Consider the following 20,020-nt stretch of genomic DNA (forward strand, 5'->3'; position numbering starts at 1 on the left):
TCATATTCAATTGCCAAGAAAGAATGTCAGGAAAGTTAGCACTTCTCTACCTACTCTTATTGCTTTTTCAATCAGTTGCAGCACAGGAAGTTTCTTCACTAACCATAAGTGAAAAGTTCATAGAAGCCAAAGTAGGCCAAGAAATTCTTATAAGAATAAAGCAAACCGGTAAAGGCAATATACTGATGAAGAATGCCCCCAAAGAGGCTGTTTTAGATCCTGAGGGAATTTTCAAATGGCAGGTTCCGGAACATGCAGAAAACTCAAAATTGACGATCGAGTTTTTTTTAATCGACAGTACCAGATTGGTTGATATTGAATCTGTTTTTATCAATGTTCTGGCAGATTATGACCCTCCTAAGTTCTTTGTTCATTCCAATGTAGAACCAACTAATGGTTTTTATGAATTGCATCCGGGCCAGACAATCGAACTTTCCGTTTTGGGCTATGCCTCCCAAGATTCTTCCAAAGTCGTCCTGGACCATTTTTTCAACGATAATGAAGGAGAATATCACATTGGAAATGGAAAAGTCGAAATCGTTCATAATCAACTCACTTTCAAATGGACTCCCTTGGATATTCATCTAGAGCAAAAATATTTCAGTCTAACGCTCAATGCACGTGATTCCAGAGGTCAAAATTCTCAACATGTTTTCTTGTTCATTATCAACAGGAAAAATGAAGCTCCCTATTTCAAATTTCCGGTTTTGGACGAGTACCTCGTTCATGCCAATGAAGGCTTGGAAGTTGATATCACTGCTATAGACCCGGATCAGGATTCTCTGGTCTTCGATATGCAAATACCTACATCTGTGGGTAACCCAAGAATATCGAATGGCAAGTTTTACTGGAAACTAAATCAATACCAACTAGACAAACTTAAGAGGCAGTTTCCACTGGAAGTCAAGATATCCGTAATTGAGCAAGGCACTGAAAACCCGTTGTCCATTACCAAGAGTTTCTTAATTAAACGAAGTATCAAAAACGAACCACCAAGAATTCTGAACCTGCAGAGCGAAGGCGTGCATGAAGGACTTCCATTTCACCGAACCATATTTATTCAGGATGCTAATGATGACTTTTCACAACTAAAGTTCAATATCATCGGAGCACCGAAGGGTTTGGAGTGGGAGACACGAAACAACGCAGTAGAACTTAACTGGACTCCTGACTATGATATTATAGGAGTTGAAATGAAACCAAAAAAATTCGACATGCTGATGGTCGCTGAGGATCCCAACGGCGCTATCGACCAACGTGCTTTCACCCTTACGGTAAACCACAGAGAGAATACAGAAATTACCTATCAGAGCTACCTTGAGTTTAGGGACGAAGCGATTTATCTTATCGAAAACCTGAATGAGATGCATGCTGATCTGGAACGCCGGGAAGGCAAGGTGAAGAATCTAAAAAAAGGGCTTTCTGTAGCAACGATGCTATTTGCTACCTATACCGCCGCTGGCAATGTATTTTCTGATGAGACTTCTGCTAAAAAAGCGGTCCCCTACATTGGCATCATGGCCGCTGTTGCAGGTGGTATCAATGCCTTTGGATTTAATGACTTGAGTAAATACAGCTCACTGAGAGGGCAAATCTTTCTGCTTCAACAAAAGCTCATCTATATTCTGGCGATTCTACGAGAATACAATATAGACGGGCCAAATAGCATCAACCTGGAAAGTGCCAAATTCAGAGACCAGTTGGCCAATTACGAGCAATGGATGGTACAGGATAAACTGAACTTTAAAAGCTACCACAACAGCTATATGGGTCTCAACTATATCCAGAAAAGAAGAAAGCAACTGATGAGAAAATCTGCCGAAAATGGAAAACCCCCTTCGGGACTTTTGTTTATTGACTTATCCAAAATTTAAGCGTTTCAAATGTGCAAATGCTAAAAAATGTTAAATACAGAAAATGAACTTTAAGCCGAAGGTGAGGATGCTTATATTTGTTTGATCCGAAAAAAAATTAGTTTATGATCTGGAGCGGTGAGATAGGCAGTCTGGAATTATTTTTCATACTCCTGTTCGGTTTTTTTTATATCCTGTACATTTTCAGGACGGTTCGTGCGGCCAGGGCTTTAGGTACTACGCACCGTCGAGTGTTTTACAAAATAGTCCTAAGAGCAGCCTATTTCGCTTTATTTATTGTAGCGCTTCTTGGTCCGTCCTTCGGTGAGTCTACCAAAGAAATCAAATCCATTGGTAAGGACATCTTCATCGCGATAGACCTTTCAGAATCGATGAATGCCTTCGATATCCCCCCTACCCGATTAGAAAAAATTAAGTTCGAGTTGAAAGAAATTGTGGAAGCTTTTTCATCGGATCGAATTGGCTTAATTATGTTTTCGAACGAGGCATATGTCCAATGTCCGCTAACCTACGACAAAAGCGCGCTCAATCTATTCATTGAGACTTTAAACACTAACCTGGTACCTAACACAGGAACCGATTTTGGGCCACCACTGAAGATGGCCCTCGATAAAATCTCAGATGATAAAGAAACCGTGACCAGACAAAAATCCAAGATTATCATTCTTATTAGCGATGGTGAGGATTTTGGTGACAATACCGCCAGTATTGCCAAAACCATAGAAGAAGAGGGCATTAAATTATTTACACTTGGGATTGGAACTTCTCAGGGCAGTAAGATTATGACGCAGCGCGGATTCAAAAAAAATCGTGATGGCCAGGATGTAGTCAGCAAGCTGAATCCTGTCTCTCTTAAGAAAATCGCATCCGCGACCAGTGGTAAGTATTTTGAGATTAATGGTTCTCAAAACGATGTAGAAAAACTCATCAACACAATTGGCGATATAGAGGGTGAACTTCGCGATAGTAAAACCATGGACGTATCTGCCAACAAGTATTATTACTTCTTAAGCCTTGCGTTGCTTTTGATATTTTTAGATGCGGCTATTAAAATAAGAACTGTAAACGTATGATCAGGCTCACCACACTACTGTTATTTATGACTTGGTTCGCTTCCGCGAATGACATATCCAAGATCAATCAACTAAAAAAGAATGCAGAAATCGCCTACAAGGCCGGTCAGTATGATGTTGCAGTTTCCAACTATTCTTACCTGATAGATACATTACATATCGATGATGAGCAAGCCGTTATGAACCTCGGTCACGCCTATTATCAGCTTGGAAAAAAGGATCTCGCTCAGGCTCAATATCAAAAATTGGCTTTATCGAAGGAGGAAGGTTTGAAATCAATCGCTTACCAGCAGTTAGGAGCCTTGTCAAATGACCCGAAAACTCTGGAGAAGGCCTTATCCTACTTCAAAGAATCGATCAAGTCTGATCCTTCCAATCAGGATGCACGATACAACTATGAGCTGGTGAAGAAGAAGTTGAAGGATCAAAACGAAAACCAAGACCAGAGTCAAGACGAAAACCAGGACGACGAGAACCAAGAAAACAAGGACGAGGAGAATAAGAACCAAGACAACCAGGAAAACCAGGATCAGCAAGAGGGGGATCAAAACCAAGACCAAGAACAAAAGGATTCTGAAGAACAGGATCAAGATAAGCAAGACCAGCAAAACGAGGACCAGGAAGGCGAGCAGAATAAAGAAGATCAACAGGGTCAGGAAGACGAAAAGAAGGAAGGCGAAGACCAGCAGCAAGAACAATCTAAGCCTGAAGAAGGGGAAGAAGGTGAGCAAAATGAAAAAGAACAACAACAGGCACCAAGCCCTTCAGATAAAATGCAGGAAATGAATATCTCAGAGGAGAAAGCCAAAATGATTCTTGAGGCCCTAAAGAATAGTGAAGTCCAGTATATTCAGCAAAATCGTCGCAAGGCGACCAAAAGGAAAGATAGCGACAAGCCTGATTGGTAAACAAAACTCATACTGATAGAAGGCTTGCACTCAAATTTGCTAAGATAATCGCTGAAACTTTCGAGCTTGCCAGATCACTATTTACGGTTTCCACCACGCCGGTTGATTGTTTGTGATCACGTCGCCAAATCTTTCTACTACCCTGAGCAATTGCCACAACTTGAATTAGAATTAACAGGGATCAAAAGTCCACCTATAAACTTAAAGCCCTATCTTACCACCAGTTCAGATTGTTTTTGCACAACCGTACCATTTTTCATGAACGCCGTAATCTGAACATCGTAGGTTGTACTTAGATCAGAAGATTTCAAATCAACCCAAAATGAGTCTTTGGTTTTCTTAAGATTTGGGTTCCAGTAAAGTTGATGTCTGAAATCCGGTGCAAACTCATTATCAGTTACCTTTTTATTAAAGTTCTTGCAGGACTCAATTATTGGTAAGACGGTGTAAGCCTCTTCCAGCGGGTTATCTATGCTCTCTTTTAGATAGAACGAAACTGAGCCATTCAAACTAAAGTTACCCAAATGACCATTGGACTTGTAGGAATTTCTGACTTCTACACGCTCAAGATCTTTAGGATTTAGATTAAGGATGGTCCTCGCGTCATAGACAGGCAAATCGTTGAGAAATATTAGTGGGCTTCCGCGATATTTATAAGTACTCATATATCTATACATAGACAACTCTGGTTCACCGGCGCCATTCTTAAGCACAGACACATATTTAATGATATAGTTGATCATATCCACCATGGTATTTGGTACATCATAATTTTCCAAATCGTATGTATAATCGGCTGTAGGCAACTTGTTTACCTTTTTTTCACTAGAGTGAAAGGATAGAAAAATATTCTTTTGAATATCATAGGACTTGACCGTTTCGATATCTTTCTCACTCAGAGATATGAACGACTTAAGCGCGGGATATTTGTAGTCTACTTTTTCTTCAAAATCAGCCAATTCAATGGGTTGCAAATAAGTTGTGAAATGGTAGGGGAAAACCTGAGCCTTTTCGCCTACCGCAGCTTCAAAATCTTGAATTCCATGAATATTTTCACTTCGCATATCCAGTACTTTCATTGTTGTCAGATTCAACATCGAAATTTCATCAAAAGGGTATTCTGACTTATACTTAAGCACTCCTCCGGTCTTCGGCGCATTTAGTCTGGCCGTATTCGTTTTCCAATTGACTTGATCCGCAAAAAACAATAGATAAGCCTCAAAGTCTCGATCTTCTACCAATTGAAGGTCTATGTCAGATTGATCAAAATAGTACTCTTCATAAAAATCTAAAGGGCTGGCGTTCTTCTGATCGATAATAGACACACTCAGTTGACTTATTTCATCCGTCAAATCCTCAAAGGCAAATTCGCTTTGCTCGTTGGCTCTGAGAGCCACTGCTGGAAGATTAAAGATTTCGGCTTCAACCGGTAGTGACAGAAAACGAAAGTTTCTTTCGGGGCCTAACTTCGACTGAAGTTTCATCTTGTGAATTCCATGAGCAATGCTACTCTTTGAAATTGATAGGGTAGTATCCAGACCTGCTGGCAATTCATATTTGCTAATAAGCTCGTCGTCGACAGATACAGTTATAACATCAGCCATAGCAGATCTGTTAGAAAGTTTCAATTCGAACTTATCGTTCATCTGATTGAACTCACAATGTACGAGTTGCTCTATCGGCTGCAAGATGCTTATTTGCTGACCAAATCTAACCTGATAAAGACTGTCCTTGGCATTAAATTGAAAAGAAACCATACCGTTGGCATCTGTATCCAAATACTGAACGACAGAGTCAGAACTATTGACCAACGTTCCTTTTGTTTTCACCCCTGACCCCTGCTTATCAGTCACTCTGACTGCTACTTTGCCTGAGGCGTTTTTGACCAGAATACCTCCTTGCACTTCGTACTCGATCCTTGCGGACTTACGAACTATTGGCTCATCAAGCGTAAGCGTAAACACATGAATTCTCTTTGTTGCTTGGAAAGCACCCTCGCTGTTAGCTATTAGTCTGTAAATCCCGGTTTTCAATGAATCAGGAAGGGAAAAGAAATAACAATCCTTTTCCGCCTTAATCAAACTTTTGGTCTGAACAATTTGTCCATCCGGGGCAACAAAATCCAAGTGCACAACCACCTCTTCCACGGAATCAGATAAGACGTTGGAACCGTCAAATCTGGAAACATCGAAAAGAACCTGTTCCCCAATCACATAATTCATTTTGTTGGTGGTGATACATTGATGGTTCTGAGCCCATGAGGTCAGTGATATAAATAAAGCAAAAAGGGTCGTCAGTATATTTCTCATTTTTTTAATGTTTTAAGGTCTCCACCAATTAGGTTGAATATTTGTGATTTCAGCACCAAATTTTAGTCCTTCATAACGAAGACAGTTGCTGCAATAAGGTGCAATATCGTCTCCTGGTACAACTGGAAAACACGGAGCGCTGAAGGTTGGTACATAAGACAGCTCTCTCAAATTCAGATACCATATATAGTTAGTCTCTTTTCCTACACCAAAATATCCGTATACATCGACATGATCTGCCGTCGCGGTCAAGTTAGTAGGTAAATTATAGGGCGGAGGTGCAAATAAATCAGATTGATCCTGCTGATTTTGCAAATCTTCCCAAAACTGATGATATCCGGATGAAATGGCCAATTGTCTTATTCTAACAGAAAATCCATTTTCTACTTCTAAATTGCCTGTAGTTGGCAAAAAGAACAAGTTTTCAGTAGCAACTTTATCTTTTACTTCTAGCAATCGAAATTCGTCCAAATTATACTGCTCAGTGATCCAACAGAGGCCGAAGGGGCTGCTTGCAGGGATTAGAGCAGCCTCCAAAATCCACGTGGTAAGAAAATCCCATCTATAATAATTTGTTTCCGAACCGGAAGCCTCAGGCATTTCTATGTTCACTTTGACTCCTTCTACAACGTCAATTACCGTTTCTCCGGCTTCAAACACATACTGGGGCTCAGCGTTTTCTGTAAAAGATACTTTCCCTACTTGAGAATCAGCAGGTAAGCTTTCGAAGGCAGATGAGAATACTGTACCATCCGTAAGTGTCACTATCAATCCATACTGAACTCCCGGAAGGGCTTTAAGCTCAGGATAGATGAGTTTATATATACCTGGTTCCACTTCTGTGTAATCCCAAAACTCGTTTAAATCAGAGGCCAACTCCACTTCGGCTCCTGTGATAAACTCATCACGTGTATTTGTAACTACACTAGCCCAATTCAATTTGATTTCAAAATAGCGCATATCATTAAACTCCAAGAAGTATTCCTGAGCAGATACATCCGTAAATACCCCTTCAATGATGACCGCGCGATCTTCAAGACTTGTGTCGAACTTAAATGGGTCAACACAACTCACAGACATACATCCTATGACGACAACAATCAATATCCTTACCAACCTATCCACCACTCTGGTCTTTTATTTGAAACAATAGCTCTTGGAGCAAATGGTCCCTCAAAGCAGTTAAAGCACTCCGGAGGAGGTATAAACAAACAAAGAGGGGCCAATGATATGCCTGGGGTCAATGGGGAAAAAGTCAGTTCTGTCTCATCAAAAACCCATCGAGAAAAACTCTCGCGTACCACACCAAAATAACCCAGTACCTCTCCATCGTGACCGACAGGGCTCATATTGCTAATTAAATTATAAGGAGGTGGTGCAAACAGATCAGCCTGTTTTTCCTGGTTCTTTAAATCCTGCCAAAATTGGTAGTATTTATCAGTCATTGATTGTTGCCTTATTAATATTGAAAGACCGCCAACTACAAGCCTTGTATCTACATTAAGAAAAAAAAGATCATGTATCGCTTCACCCTTACTTTCCTTCTTGATGACTACGTCGTCAACAAAGAATTGATCATTTACCCAACAGACCCTGTTAGGGTCGTCCGCACTTGCCAAAGGGGCAGTGAAAATGTATGTCGTCATAAAATCCCACTTGTTATAGACTGTGACATTATTTTCAAATGTTGGCATTTTGGCTTTAAAAAGCAGACCCCGAGCCTCTCGGATTTGGGTCTCTCCGGCTACCGTTCTATATTCCGGCTGGCTAGTTTCCTCCCATAATAGCTCCGATTCTAAATGGTCATCTGGTAGATAGCCTGGATCGGACTCATATCGCTGGCCATTGGACAGTTGGATATGCAATTGATATGTTCTATCAGACTCAGCTTTAAAATCCTCAAAAAACAAGCGATATAGACCAGACTCCACTTCTGTATAATCCCAAAACTCAGACAAGTCATTACTGACTTGGACTTCTGCGCCTATCACTGGCTCATCTCTACTATTTTTAACCTCTCCGGTCATGACCAATCTTATATCGAAATACCTTTCATCATCTAATTCATTAGAAGAAACATCAGACACAAATCCATCTACAACTAAAATTCCTTGTTCACTGTCGGTATCAAAACTGAAAATCTCTATGCAGGAAATGAAAATACCAAGTCCTAAAATGAAGATAATCGATATCAATACAGAGGCTCCTTTCATTCTAGCCACCAATTTGGTTGTGTATTAGTTACCCTTGATCTTGAAACTAGATTTACAAATCTACAATCGTAACATGATCTGGGAGGTCTGGGAATATTACATGAATTTTTCAGCGATTCGGGATATACCACCGAGTAGGAAAGCATATCTCTTGAAAAAGTCCATCTGTAGAATTTTTCTCTTACCACACCAAAATAACCATAGACCTCTCCTTCATGCCCTACAGCGCTGAAGTTCGATAATAGATTATATGGTGGCGGAGCAAATACATCGGCCTGATTTTTCTGATTGTCAAGATCCTCCCAAAATTGATAATTGAGCTGATTCATCATCTGGTGTCTTATCAGGACTGAAATGCCCTCATGCAAGTTTTCATCACTGCTGTCAAAAAAGAACAAATCGTGTTCGTTCCCTCCACTTTCCTCTTTCGCGATCACAAAATCATTATAGTATAACTCTTCTGTAACCCAACACTTATAGTTTGGATCTGTTTGGGTAGGCAATAATCTGGCGACAAACCCATAGGTAGTTTCAAAGTCCCACCGATGATATATAAACTCTTGTGTAGTACTAACCTCCGGAGTTTTGATTTTTATGGCAAGTCCGTCTACATCAACAATTTTGGTTTCGCCACTTACTACTTTGTAATCTCTGATCGTTTTTTCTTCCAACACTAGTCCTCCTTGTGGCGTATCGACAGGCAGTCCTTCGAAGGTGGATTCGTAAACATCACCATTTTGTAAGGTCACGCTTATTTTATATTGCTTGCCGTCTTCGGCCTTGAAGGTTTCGAAGTACAGCCTATAAATGCCCTCTTCATCTTCTGAATAGTCCCAATGCTCATTGGTATCATCAATCAACATGACTTCTGCACCGGTCACAGGCTGGTCCAAGATATTAGATACCCGACTGGTGGTGCTAAGTGATACTTGGAAGTACCTTGGATCTAGCGGCTGTACACCTTGATCATTAAAGGACTGATCTGAGATAAAGCTCTCTATGACGAGAACGGATGCTTCACTACCTGTATCAAAATTAAACTGCTCAACGCAAGAATTGAAAAGGCAAAGGCCAAAGCAAACTGAGAGATAAAGAGATATTGATTTTATTTTTTTCATTCTGCCCACCACGTTGGTGCTGTGTTAGTAATAATTGAGTTAATTGGTCTTGAAATCAGGCGACAGTCAAAGCATTCTGGAGCTGGAGGTACACCACAACGCTGCAAGGACTCTGGGTAGTCTATATAGTATGAAATCTCTTTCTTAGAAAAATACCATCTATGAAATTTTTCACTCACCACACCGAAATATCCGTAAACAGGCTTATCATGTCCAACAGCCCTCATATTGGAAACAATATTGTAAGGAGGAGGTGCAAATAGTTGCTCTTGTTTTTCCTGACTCTCTACATCCTCCCAGAATTGATAAAAATCTGCCGTAAGTGCCGTTTGCCTAAATGAAACTGTAAACCCTTCGTGTAAATGTTGATCGTTGGTCTCCAAGAAAAACAAATCATGAGTAGACCCGCCTTCTAAATCTTTCGCAATGACAAAATTCTTAAAGAAAAAACCTGTGGTAATCCAGCACTTATAGTTGATATCATCCTCATCCAATCCCCATGCAATTACTCCGTAGGTAGTGGTAAAATCCCACCTGTACCTTACAAAATCAGTCTGCGTACCCAAATCGGCGACTTTGGCCTTGTAGGTAATTCCTTTCAAAGGGGTTATCACCACCTCACCGGCTTTAATATCATATCCGGTGATAACTTCTTCTTCGAAAAAAAAATCTGCCAACTCTTGGTTTGGGGGTGGCATTTCAAAATTTGATTCATATCTGTCCCCATTGGAGAGTTCTAGATTAAGCATATAACTTCTCCCTGCTTCCGCTTTAAAATCTTCAAAGAACAGCCTGTAAATCCCTGGCTCTACCTCTGTATATTCCCAGCTTTCAGCCAAATCGTCGATCACCTGTATTTCAGCTCCGGCAACTGGCTCGTCATGCTTATTCTTTACTCCGGAAGTAATTTTAAGCTTCACTTCAAAGTATCTCGCATCTACTGGATAGTTCTGAATATCGTCATATGATAGATCAGAAACGAAACCTTCGACCACAAGAAGAGGTGACTCGTGAGATACGTCGAAATTAAATTGTTCGACACATGCACCTGTATAAAGTGTAGTACTTATCATCATCAAAATTGCCGTCCGGCTCATTTTGCTAGCTTAAAATTATAGGTGATTGAAGGGAACATAGAACCTAGAATGGACAATTTGCGGGCCTGTCCCGAATCTATAAAGTAGACCGAATAGGCATTTTTTCTACCGTAAACATTGAAAATTGAGAATACCCACTCACCTCTAAGCAAGCGATCCTTTCGTAGTCCCTGCTTCAACGTAAGAGAAAGATCCAACCTATGATAATCCGGAATTCTGTAGGCGTTTCTATCTGAGTACCTCAGAGCTGCTAACGTCTTGTCATAACTGAACTTAGATATCGGTACAGTTATCGGACGCCCTGTACTGTAACTGAAATTTGCTGACAGAACAAGTCTGGCCCCAAGCTTATAATTCAAGACAAGTGAGAGATCATGAGGTTTATCATTATTCGAGCTGTAGTACTTACCATCATTCACTGTTTGATACTCAAAGTCGCTCTGATATTTCCTCAAACTTCGAGAATAGGTATAGGAAATCCAGCCGTTTAATCTTCCTTCATTTTTTTTAATTTGAACTTCTAGTCCATAAGCTTTGCCTTTTCCCTGAATTAAACTTCCTTCCAGTTCCTCATTCCCTAAAATTTCCGCACCTTCAATAAAATCAATCGCATTGTAAATGTCCTTGTAATAGAACTCACCGGAAAACTGATATTGATTCTCTCGTATATTCTTGAAATAACCAATAGAATACTGATCAGCATACTGTGGATCAAGATTAGGCCCACTTGCCAAATAATAATCTTGTGGGGTTGCAGAAACAGTGTTAGAGATCAAATGCATGTACTGATAGGTCCTGTAATAGCTCATCTTTATTGATGAATTGGTTGTCAACAGATATCTTAAAGAAAACCTCGGCTCGATTCCACTAAAAGAATCAATTAAATCTCCGCTGTTATAAAAAGTGGAGTCAATTACTTCTGGCTTTCTAAGCACGTCTATGCCCTGTTCAAATAAATACACTTTATCAGCACCAACTCTTCTAAACATAGAATATCTAATACCACCGGACAAAGCAAGTCTGGCCCCCAAGTCCCAGTCATCCTGGAGAAATATAGCAACCTCATTCGCATGTTGATTGTTAATATCCACGGCATCAATGATAGAAAATTCACCCAATGGTCTCAAGTTCCCTGGCTCAGATTCTATTTTGTTGTATTCCATTCCTGCAGTAAGCGAGTTTTTCGGATGCATCTTGTAAAGAAATTCGAACTTGGCAGATAAGTTTTTGATCCCATTGTCAAATTCAAAAGCCTCCTGTTCATCTTCTGTAGTCGAAGTCTCGACTGTGTAGTCACTGCTTGAAAGAGTCAATGTAGAAAGTGTCTTTTCTCCATAGACATGGTTCCATTCCAGACTGAAGTTATTGTTTCCCCAATCGTATTGAGAATCACCTGACAAATTGAAATCGTCATGACTGATGTAAAATGAACCGGTCAGATAGTCTTTATCGCTAATTCTATAGAGCAGCTTTGCATTCATATCATAGAATGCTGCCGCACTGCTATTGAGGTCTATGTTGTTTAATGAATGGAGCAACCAATTGGTATATGAAGTTCTGCCGCCTATCAAAAAAGAGGCCTTATTTTTGAGAATAGGTCCTTCTGCAGTCAAGCGACTGGAAACTAGACCTACGCCTCCTGAAACTTTGTACTTTTCGTCATCGCCATGTCTTAGTTTGATATCCAAAACTGACGATATTCTTCCTCCGAAATTTGCCGGCCCTCCTCCTTTATAAAGGTTGACATCGCTAACCATATCAGAATTAAAAGCACTATAAAAACCAAATAGATGTGTAGGGTTATAGATAATAGCTCCGTCTTGTAAAATAAGGTTTTGACCAGTCTCGCCTCCACGTACGTTAAAGCCAGACGACAATTCTCCCGTGGTTGAAATACCCGGCATGGTAGTCAGACTCTTTACCGGATCTACTTCTCCCATAAAGGTTGGCAACTGCTTAATGGTTTCGATGTTCATATTCTCCAGACCCGAAACACGCTGCTGGACATTGGCATCTTGCCCCTCTGCAGTAATCACTAGCTCATCGAGTTGAAGAGAGCCTGAGAATAAGCTCACGTCATGGTTACCAGCTGATTTAATAACTACATCTACTGGTTTATTTTCATAACTAATAGAGCTATACTCAATAACATATTTTCCTACCGGTACGCTGAGCGAATAGTTGCCATTGAAGTCGGTAATTGTACCAATGTTGAGCGAACTAATATAGACCCTGGCACCTATAAGAGGTTCATCATTCGCGCCGTCTGTAATCTTTCCCGTTACACTTACTACCTCGTTCAGTTTGGAACTTTTATCGCCGATGATTACGAGATTTTTGTCTGCACTCTTCTCGACCTGATAGAGTTCCGGGTTATTGGCAACCAATACAATTGTACCGTAGTACAATACAGCTTTCAGTTCGTCTTTTTCAACGTTTTTATTTAGAAACTCTTGAATAGTGAGACCGGCTGCCGAAGTTTCGACTTTCTTACCCTCAAACCAATCTGGTTTAAAAAATATTTTTACGTTATTTTCTTTTTGAATTGAGTCGACAGCGGTGATGAAGTCTAAACCCAAATAGGACTTTTTCAAACGGTTCATCTCCTGCCCATAACCAATCGATGAAATTAGAAAAGCACTAAAAATTAATCCTAATTTTATTATTCTCATGGGGTCAGTGGGTGTTGTGTTAATGTGAAAAAACGGAGCAAGGTTAAGCAGAATGATTGTATTCTGGCGGACATTTTATAAATATTAGTCATAGCTGATTTTAGCGGTTGCATTCATACATTGAAGGTACATACAAGTGACTTTTGGCAAGTTCAATTCGCATTATTCAAAATAATATTTCGCGATTACTCTCAAAGTATTTATATGTTGGAACATTGTTTTGTGCAACAAACATCTCAAAAATAAAGCGTCCAAAAGGTTTATCAAACAGCCGCTCCGGTATCTCTATCAAATGTCCATATCCGACATTTCAAGATAATGGCTAAGTTGACTGCATTCATTTTTGACTTCGGCACAATAAATTTTACCATTGTTTGGCCTAATTCCTTGGCATTTGGGCGTTTGGTTCTTTATTTTACACACATTAATTACCGATATGTTCAAAAAATCTCTTCATATCACTAAAAATTTCTACTTCCTTTCCGGAATGGCTTTTTTAGTCTGGATGCTTTTCTTCGATACCAATGACTTTTATTCCCAATACCAACTTCGTCAAAAAGTAAAGGAGTTGGAAAGCCAGGAAAGGTACTACCTACAAAAAATAGATGAGGTAAATGCAGATCGTGAAGCGCTCATCTCTGACATGGAACTTTTAGAAAGGTTTGCACGTGAAAAGTATTACATGAAAAAAGATGGGGAAGATTTGTTTGTGATTGTTGAAGACTAACAACCTAGCAAACTTCATTGATTAAATCTACAGGTAGATGATTAAAAAAGTATCACTTCTCATTCTTATTTGCGCCCTTTGGGGGCCTTTTGCTTTTGCACAATTGGAATACAATGCGCTTGGTAAAGATCGCCCTGCATGGCTGGATAAAGTCTATGTAGGTGGTGGAATTGGTGGAATCGGTATTAGCAGCGATCGAATTTGGGCCAGTGTGAATGGACAGGTAGGATATCGCATAACTGAAAAATGGAATGTAGGCATGGGACTATCTTATCAATACTTCAAGTGGAAAGAGCCGATTAATCAATCTTTCAATGATTACGGTTTAAGCTTTTTTACTCAGTATGTGGTTTACAACCCCTTCTTTGTGATGGCTCAATACGAAATTTTATTTCTTGACCAGGTTGAGGCCAGAGAAACATATGATACATTCCTGATTGGTGGTGGTGTTTCGCAACCAATGGGAGGTAGAGGCTTCCTCAATTTTTATGCCCTGTACAATGTTCTTTATACTGATGGCGGAGACAACGGTCGCTATGACAGCCCTTGGGTTATAGGCATGAATTTCGGAATTGGATTCTAAAAATTAAGCTTAAACTTCTCAGCCAATTCGCCCAAATCCTGAACCACAGGATCAAGAAGAGGGATACCACCTTTCTCTCGAATAGCCTCCATCTTACGTTCGTAATCCCCAGGTATTTGAACTGGGTTGTTTTCATCTACTGGAGTGGATGACCTGAATCTTTCAATCCATGTATCCATATGTTCCTTAAATTCTTCCTTCTTCCTGAACGCATCAATGCGCATCGCTCCGAAGAAGTGGCCAAGACCCTCACCCACGGGGTCGGAGACCGGATCAATAAAACTAACAAATGGAGGCACCCAAGGGCCATAATTGGCGCCCGATAGCACCGCTGAAAAAATATCGACAATGGATCCCAGTATATAACCTTTGTGTGATGCATGCTCTCGATCTCCTCCAAGCGGCAACAAGGCCCCTCCCTCTTTCACGCCGTTGGCATTGGTGGTAGGGTTTCCATCCTGATCTTGCACCCACCCCAGCGGAGCGTCCTCATTCTTTCTTTGTAATATTTCCAATTTGCCATTAGCGGCCGTTGTGGTTGCCATATCCGCAACAAATGCGGGTTGCTTTCCAGCTGGGATGGCCACCGCAATTGGGTTAGTACCTAAAAGCCTTTCTTTGGAAAAAGTAGGTGCTACCAGTGGACTGGCATTGGTCATAGAAATACCTATCATATCTTGCTCCAATGCCATCATAGCATGATATCCTGCTATACCATAGTGATTAGAATTCTTAACTGAGACCCAACCAGTACCCACACTTTTGGCCTTGATCATGGCGATTCTCATGGCCTCAGGCCCAGATATTAGCCCTAATGATTCGTCGGCATTAAGTACTGCTGTAGAGGGTGTTTCATGTTCGATTTGAAAAATTGGTCGAGCATTTATTCTTTTAGCTTCCCACAATCGAACGTAGCCTTTCAGCCTCGCTATGCCGTGAGAATCTACCCCACGCATGTCCGCACTCACTAATACCGTAGCTGCGGTATCCGCCATTTTTTCCGTATGTCCCATGGACACGAAAACTTGCTTGGTAAAGTCAAATAATCTCTGATAGCTAAACATGACGCGAATTTATTTTCTTTTTGGCAAACCGTTGTATAAGAGTCCTTCTTTTAGCGCATACGGCGAGACTTTTATTTGATCAAAATGGCAATTGTCCATGATCACTTTGATGGCAATCGAGGCCGATACAATCATATCTACCCGCATAGGGATCATACCTGCCATTTGAAGTCTTTCCTGCTTGCTATAAAGCATCAATCGCTCATGAATTTCTTCGAAGTAGTCTTTGAACAGTATCGGCCTTTGCATGGGTCTGGCACCAGGCCTACGTGCATGGACATCCCAGAGCGTGTCAAAAGAACCAGATGATCCAACCAGATAAGAGGCACCGTGTTTTTTGCAATTTGTAAAAACCTCTTCCAGGTTTTCTGTCAAAAAAACTTCAAGTTTAGATTTTTCATCGTTCGAAATCGGATCTGTATGATGAAACTGATCTATCAATCGCTGCCCCCCGAGTTCAAAGCTCTTCAGCCATTTTACCTCCTGAGCATCAGCAAGGATAAATTCTATGCTTCCTCCTCCAATATCCATTATCAGTCCTGTGCCTTCCTCAAAATCAATGTATTGGCTCACCCCTCGGTGGATCAATTCCGCTTCTTCTTCACCCGACAATACCCTGATTTCCAACCCCACCTTTTGTCTGACCAGCTGTACAAACTCTTCTTGATTTTGCGCGTTGCGAACGGCACTAGTAGCTGAAACAATTATTTCATCTACAACTTCATTTTGCATCTTCTCCTTAAAATCAGTCAATGTATCTATAGCTCTCTCTATAGCATCAGGTAAAATAGTATTGTTGCTAATCCCCCCTTTTCCTAATCTGACCGCCACCTTCTCTTTGTGAAGGATTTTCATATTTCGAGCGCGGTCTGCAATTAGCAAATGAAAAGTATTCGTCCCAATGTCTATTATACCTACTCTCATATTGATTTTAAAAATTCCGCTAATTTATGAATAAAATTGAGAACCTAACTTGAACAAAAAACCTGTGCTCATATTTGTACAAGTCCCTATATTTGAGCCGAACTAATAACCCAAGTGATAATGAATCTTAAATCGTCCGAAGAAAAAATCCAATACCTTGAAAAACTCAATCAAGAAGCACTTCTTGGAGGCGGAGAGAAGAGAATTGAGTCTCAGCACAAAAAAGGGAAACTGACAGCTCGTGAGCGCATTGCCCTTTTAATCGATGAAGGAACCTTCCAGGAAATTGGAAAGTTCGTTACCCATCGAGCCACTGACTTCGGGTTAGACAAACAAAAGATATTAGGCGATGGCGTGGTAACCGGATATGGGCAGGTCAACGGCCGTTTGGTTTACGTGTTTAGTCAGGATTTTACTGTCTTTGGCGGGTCACTATCCGAAACCTACGCTGAAAAGATTGTGAAAATCATGGACCTGGCCATGCAAAATGGCGCACCAGTCATTGGACTCAATGATTCTGGTGGTGCCAGGATTCAGGAAGGTGTGGTATCGCTCGGTGGGTATGCTGACATTTTTTATAGAAACACGTTAGCGTCCGGTGTCGTACCTCAGATATCAGCCATCATGGGCCCTTGCGCTGGTGGAGCTGTTTATTCTCCGGCCATCACCGATTTTATCCTGATGGTGGAAAACACCTCTTACATGTTCGTAACCGGCCCTAATGTGGTAAAAACAGTTACACAAGAGGACGTCACAGCTGAGGAATTGGGTGGAGCCAGTACACATAGCACGAAAAGTGGGGTTACCCATTTCTCTTGTGCCAATGAGGTGGAGTGCATCAAAAACATCAAGAAATTGCTTAGTTACGTTCCCCAAAATTGCGAAGAAGCACCTGAAATGCTACCTTATGAAGCTGGTGATGAAACACGAAAGCAATTAGATGAAATTGTACCAACCAACCCTAATCAACCCTATGACATCAAAGAGGTTATAGAAAATACCGTTGACGGAAGTGATTTTTTTGAGGTACATAAGAATTTTGCGGAAAACATTGTCGTTGGATTTGCCCGTTTAGGTGGACGAAGTATTGGCATTGTCGCCAACCAGCCTGCAAGCTTAGCGGGTGTATTAGATAATGATGCCAGTGTGAAGGGTGCACGTTTTGTTAGATTCTGTGATTGCTTTAATATTCCCTTGCTGGTGTTTGAAGATGTTCCCGGATTTTTGCCTGGAACAGATCAGGAATGGAATGCCATTATTATGAACGGCGCCAAGCTACTTTATGCATTCAGCGAAGCTACAGTCCCACGGATCACTGTGATTACAAGAAAGGCCTATGGAGGTGCTTATGACGTTATGAACTCGAAACATATCGGGGCGGATATGAATTATGCCTGGCCGACAGCTGAAATCGCTGTAATGGGAGCTAAAGGTGCTGCTGAAATTATTTTCAAAAGTGAAATTAAAGCTGCTGATGACCCTCAGGTCAAATTGGATGAAAAGGTGGATGAATATACTGAGAAGTTTGCCAACCCTTATATCGCGGCAGCACGTGGCTATGTAGATGAAGTCATTCTTCCTCATAACACGAGGGCGAAATTGATTACGGCTTTCAATATGCTTGAAAACAAGGTAGGAAACATGCCGAGAAAGAAACACGGAAATATTCCTTTGTAATTGTCTGAATATCTCTTCCAAAGTTTAAAACTTTGGAAGAGATTAAAGCCTGCCTAATCTATGCTCGTCCCAGAAAAATATTATCATATCTACAACCGAGCAAATGGAGATGAAAACCTCTTTCGAAGCGAAGAGAATTTTAGGTTTTTCTTAAGAAAATATCAACTGTATATCAATAGCTGGATAGATACTTTCGCTTATCGCCTCATGCCTAATCACTTTCATATATTCATAAGAGTAAAAACTCTTGATGAAATTAATAATTCGGCTAAAAACAATTCTGAATTCGCCCCTTCCAAAATTTTGAACTTTGGAAGGGATGAAGAGCTGTCAGTCGCTGTTTCTAAGCAATTTTCCAAACTATTCAGCAGCTATACACAAGCTCTCAACAAACAAATTGGTCGTACCGGAAGTTTATTTCAAAAAAACTTCAAAAGAAAAGAGGTTACCCATCTCAGCTATTTTCAAAACTTGATAATCTACATACACAGCAATCCCATATTTCATGGATTTACCTCCGGTATGCGCGATTGGGCATTCACTTCCTATCAAACCATACTTTCAACTGCTCCCACTTCATTGAATCGCACTGAAGTAATCGAGTGGTTTGATTCCGTAAAAAACTTTGAATTTTGCCATCAACAAGCAGTAGATTTGAAGCAAATTAACGAATTAGCATTCGACTAAGTATGAACAAAAAAAGCGAAAAGTTTTTATACGAGTACCTCAATAACGCCTCCCCAACTGGATTTGAATCCTCTGGACAAAAAATTTGGTTGGACTATGTCAAGCCATATACTGATGACTACATCACTGACACTTATGGGTCTGTTGCTGCTGTTATCAATCCCAAGGCCAAGTACAAAGTAGTCATCGAGGCTCATGCCGATGAGATATCCTGGTTTGTCAATTACATCTCAGACGACGGTTATATCTATGTCGTACGCAACGGAGGTTCTGATCATCAAATCGCTCCATCTAAGCGGGTGAATATATTTACTGAAAAAGGTATCATAAAAGGTGTTTTCGGTTGGCCGGCCATTCACGTAAGAAAAGATGCCAATGAAAAAAGTCCAAAAATGGACAACATTTTTATCGACGTGGGATGTGAGTCCAAAAAGGAAGTCGAAAAGCTTGGCGTAAAAGTTGGCTGCGTGATTACTTTCGATGATGAACTGATGGATTTGAATAAGAGGTTCGTTTGTGGTCGCGCGCTCGACAATCGCATTGGTGGATTTATGATCGCCGAAGTAGCAAGAAAGCTCAAAGAGAATAAGGTGAAACTTCCGTTCGGGTTGTACATAGTCAATGCCGTTCAGGAAGAAATTGGTTTGAAGGGTGCCGAAATGATGGCAGCTCGAATCAAACCGAATGTGGCTGTGGTTACCGACGTTTGTCATGACACACACTCGCCCATGTACGATAAGAAGGTCAGTGGGGATCAAAAAGCAGGTAAAGGGCCTGTCTTGACTTTTGGTCCAGCTGTTCAGAATAATTTGATTGCCGACATTATCAAAACAGCAGAGAAGAACAAGATCCCATATCAAAGAGCTGCTGCTTCACGGATCACTGGCACGGATACGGATGCATTTGCCTACTCCAACGAAGGCGTGGCTTCTGCACTGATATCGTTACCCTTGAAGTACATGCACACAACAGTTGAAACGGCTCATTACGACGACATCAATCATGTCATTGAATTAATCTACGAGTTTCTGATACAGCTTAAGGATGGACAGGATTTTAGGTATATTAAGTAAGATTTAGAAATCCAATTCATG

16 protein-coding genes are annotated in these 20,020 nt (G+C 40.7%); 8 read left to right on the forward strand and 8 right to left on the reverse strand.

Annotated features, from left to right (window positions below; translation table 11 throughout):
• Window positions 1-23 precede the first annotated feature (23 nt).
• The 3 genes from ABJD64_RS08445 to ABJD64_RS08455 all read left to right on the forward strand — a co-directional run bounded on the left by ABJD64_RS08445 (window position 24) and on the right by ABJD64_RS08455 (window position 3,855).
• Complete coding sequence (locus ABJD64_RS08445) at window positions 24-1,874, forward strand: hypothetical protein (RefSeq protein WP_348180360.1); 1,851 nt, start codon at window positions 24-26, stop codon at window positions 1,872-1,874.
• A 104-nt stretch (window positions 1,875-1,978) separates the two neighbouring features.
• Entirely contained in the window at window positions 1,979-2,947 is a 969-nt protein-coding gene (locus ABJD64_RS08450; RefSeq protein WP_348180361.1) for a VWA domain-containing protein, read from the forward strand.
• Window positions 2,944-3,855 (forward strand): hypothetical protein, encoded by a 912-nt coding sequence (locus ABJD64_RS08455; RefSeq protein WP_348180362.1) that lies wholly within the window; start codon window positions 2,944-2,946, stop codon window positions 3,853-3,855. The genes ABJD64_RS08450 and ABJD64_RS08455 overlap by 4 nt, the downstream gene beginning before the upstream one ends.
• A 209-nt stretch (window positions 3,856-4,064) precedes the next feature.
• Here the strand turns inward: ABJD64_RS08455 and ABJD64_RS08460 are convergent, their stop codons facing one another.
• From ABJD64_RS08460 to ABJD64_RS08485, 6 genes are read right to left on the reverse strand one after another with little or no spacing between them, the layout of a single operon-like run.
• On the reverse strand, window positions 4,065-6,164 hold the full coding sequence (locus ABJD64_RS08460; RefSeq protein ID WP_348180363.1) for a hypothetical protein: 2,100 nt from the start codon (window positions 6,162-6,164) through the stop codon (window positions 4,065-4,067).
• 12 nt (window positions 6,165-6,176) lie between these two features.
• Entirely contained in the window at window positions 6,177-7,289 is a 1,113-nt protein-coding gene (locus ABJD64_RS08465) for a DUF4249 domain-containing protein (protein ID WP_348180364.1), read from the reverse strand.
• On the reverse strand, window positions 7,274-8,377 hold the full coding sequence (locus ABJD64_RS08470; protein ID WP_348180365.1) for a DUF4249 family protein: 1,104 nt from the start codon (window positions 8,375-8,377) through the stop codon (window positions 7,274-7,276). The genes ABJD64_RS08465 and ABJD64_RS08470 overlap by 16 nt, the downstream gene beginning before the upstream one ends.
• On the reverse strand, window positions 8,374-9,495 hold the full coding sequence (locus ABJD64_RS08475; protein ID WP_348180366.1) for a DUF4249 family protein: 1,122 nt from the start codon (window positions 9,493-9,495) through the stop codon (window positions 8,374-8,376). Before ABJD64_RS08475 ends, ABJD64_RS08470 begins: the two co-directional genes overlap by 4 nt.
• Complete coding sequence (locus tag ABJD64_RS08480; protein WP_348180367.1) at window positions 9,492-10,592, reverse strand: DUF4249 domain-containing protein; 1,101 nt, start codon at window positions 10,590-10,592, stop codon at window positions 9,492-9,494. The genes ABJD64_RS08475 and ABJD64_RS08480 overlap by 4 nt, the downstream gene beginning before the upstream one ends.
• The gene (locus ABJD64_RS08485) at window positions 10,589-13,264 is read right to left on the reverse strand and encodes a TonB-dependent receptor (protein ID WP_348180368.1); all 2,676 of its coding nucleotides are present in this window, start codon (window positions 13,262-13,264) and stop codon (window positions 10,589-10,591) included. The genes ABJD64_RS08480 and ABJD64_RS08485 overlap by 4 nt, the downstream gene beginning before the upstream one ends.
• Window positions 13,265-13,700: 436 nt before the next feature.
• Between ABJD64_RS08485 and ABJD64_RS08490 the strand changes: the two genes are divergently transcribed.
• Both ABJD64_RS08490 and ABJD64_RS08495 read left to right on the forward strand, forming a co-directional pair.
• Complete coding sequence (locus tag ABJD64_RS08490) at window positions 13,701-13,991, forward strand: septum formation initiator family protein (protein WP_348180369.1); 291 nt, start codon at window positions 13,701-13,703, stop codon at window positions 13,989-13,991.
• A gap of 37 nt (window positions 13,992-14,028) precedes the next feature.
• Window positions 14,029-14,574 (forward strand): hypothetical protein, encoded by a 546-nt coding sequence (locus tag ABJD64_RS08495; RefSeq protein ID WP_348180370.1) that lies wholly within the window; start codon window positions 14,029-14,031, stop codon window positions 14,572-14,574.
• Here the strand turns inward: ABJD64_RS08495 and ABJD64_RS08500 are convergent.
• A complete protein-coding gene (locus ABJD64_RS08500) occupies window positions 14,571-15,638 on the reverse strand; it encodes an Ldh family oxidoreductase (protein WP_348180371.1) in 1,068 nt (355 codons plus the stop codon). The two genes, ABJD64_RS08495 and ABJD64_RS08500, sit on opposite strands and share 4 nt — an antisense overlap.
• A gap of 9 nt (window positions 15,639-15,647) precedes the next feature.
• Complete coding sequence (locus tag ABJD64_RS08505; protein ID WP_348180372.1) at window positions 15,648-16,562, reverse strand: exopolyphosphatase; 915 nt, start codon at window positions 16,560-16,562, stop codon at window positions 15,648-15,650.
• A 120-nt stretch (window positions 16,563-16,682) separates the two neighbouring features.
• Here ABJD64_RS08505 and ABJD64_RS08510 point away from each other — a divergent pair, with 120 nt between their 5' ends.
• From ABJD64_RS08510 to ABJD64_RS08520, 3 genes are read left to right on the forward strand one after another with little or no spacing between them, the layout of a single operon-like run.
• Entirely contained in the window at window positions 16,683-18,239 is a 1,557-nt protein-coding gene (locus ABJD64_RS08510) for an acyl-CoA carboxylase subunit beta (protein WP_348180373.1), read from the forward strand.
• Between the two features lie 60 nt (window positions 18,240-18,299).
• The gene (locus tag ABJD64_RS08515; protein ID WP_348180374.1) at window positions 18,300-18,926 is read left to right on the forward strand and encodes a hypothetical protein; all 627 of its coding nucleotides are present in this window, start codon (window positions 18,300-18,302) and stop codon (window positions 18,924-18,926) included.
• A gap of 2 nt (window positions 18,927-18,928) precedes the next feature.
• A complete protein-coding gene (locus ABJD64_RS08520) occupies window positions 18,929-19,999 on the forward strand; it encodes a M42 family metallopeptidase (protein ID WP_348180375.1) in 1,071 nt (356 codons plus the stop codon).
• Window positions 20,000-20,020: the final 21 nt, after the last annotated feature.

Source organism: Reichenbachiella sp. (genome assembly GCF_039944555.1).
GTDB lineage: Bacteria > Bacteroidota > Bacteroidia > Cytophagales > Cyclobacteriaceae > Reichenbachiella.